The organism is Plesiomonas sp., from assembly GCF_051650925.1.
Taxonomy (GTDB): Bacteria; Pseudomonadota; Gammaproteobacteria; order Enterobacterales; family CAMTGL01; genus Plesiomonas.
Map to the genome: position 1 here is coordinate 1 of NZ_JBOFRH010000157.1, position 1,060 is coordinate 1,060.

General features: G+C 50.5%; 2 protein-coding genes. One reads left to right on the plus strand and one right to left on the minus strand.

Annotation, left to right across the window (positions count from 1 at the left end):
* The coding region (locus ACRC27_RS03585) for a DUF1496 domain-containing protein (protein ID WP_438639206.1) at window positions 1–345 on the plus strand (345 nt) is incomplete at its 5' end.
* Window positions 346–533: 188 nt separating this feature from the next.
* Here the strand turns inward: ACRC27_RS03585 and ACRC27_RS03590 are convergent.
* Entirely contained in the window at window positions 534–947 is a 414-nt protein-coding gene (locus ACRC27_RS03590; RefSeq protein ID WP_438639207.1) for a (deoxy)nucleoside triphosphate pyrophosphohydrolase, read from the minus strand.
* Window positions 948–1,060: the final 113 nt, after the last annotated feature.

Sequence of the window (1,060 nt, forward strand, 5' to 3'; positions counted from 1 at the left end):
AGCAGTGGCGCATCGGGTACTACGATTATCACGTCGGGTAATAGCACCATCTCCTCGGACGGTACGACTATCAGTACATCTGGCATCACTAGCTCGGGGATCAGTACCGGTTCGTTGACTAAACCCGGTCAACCGAGCTGGAATAATGACAACACTCGGCTGAAAGTCGATGTGGATGCCGGAGCCTTGATGCAAGGGCAAGCCTGTTTCTATGCCGATCAGCGTTACTCGCAAGGGGCGGTGTTATCGGTGGGGAATATTTTGATGCGCTGCATCCCGCAAGACCCACAATTTAATAACAGCCCACTGGAATGGCAGGTTTTTACGGGGAATAAAGCACGCTAATTATGTGCTTATCAAAAGCGGTCATTGGGCTTTTGGCTTTGCGTGCTTCAGCGAGCCGGCATCGCCTCAGTGCATTAGTGCTCCAGTAAATTAGAGCATCAGTTAAAACAAACCAGCCTCGTGGTTAATGGCGACTACGAGGCTGGTTTATTTTTAGCCGATTTTCAGCTGGAATTATTATTCGTTCTTTATTGGGTATCCGCCTGCATATACTGGCGCAGTGCCGCCACCAGCGGAATATCTGCTGCCGGCATGGCGTAGTCCGCTAATTCGGCGTAGCTGACCCAATGTGCCGCATCATGGCAATGCAGCACCGGCGTAATAGCGTTTGGTAACGTGGCGATATAGCCATGCAGGCGGATAATGCAGTGCTCTTTTTCCACCTCCGCGCAGCCCAGTGATACGCCAATTTCACAGGTTAACGCCAATTCTTCTTGCAGCTCACGGCGTAGTGCCTGCTGATGACTTTCGCCTGCCTCAACTTTACCGCCGGGTAGTTCCCACAATCCGCCATCTTGGGCATTTGCGGCGCGCTGTGCCAGCAGAACTTGGTTCTGAGCGATGATAGCGGCAGCAACCACTTCAATAATCTTTTTCTCCACCGTACGGCCTTATATCTCCAGAAAGAGGCGGTAATGGTAAGAGATAAAATTAAGACAGAAAATCTTAATTTCTCCCCATCCTTAAATCGTAGTCGACATTAATGGTGAACGGG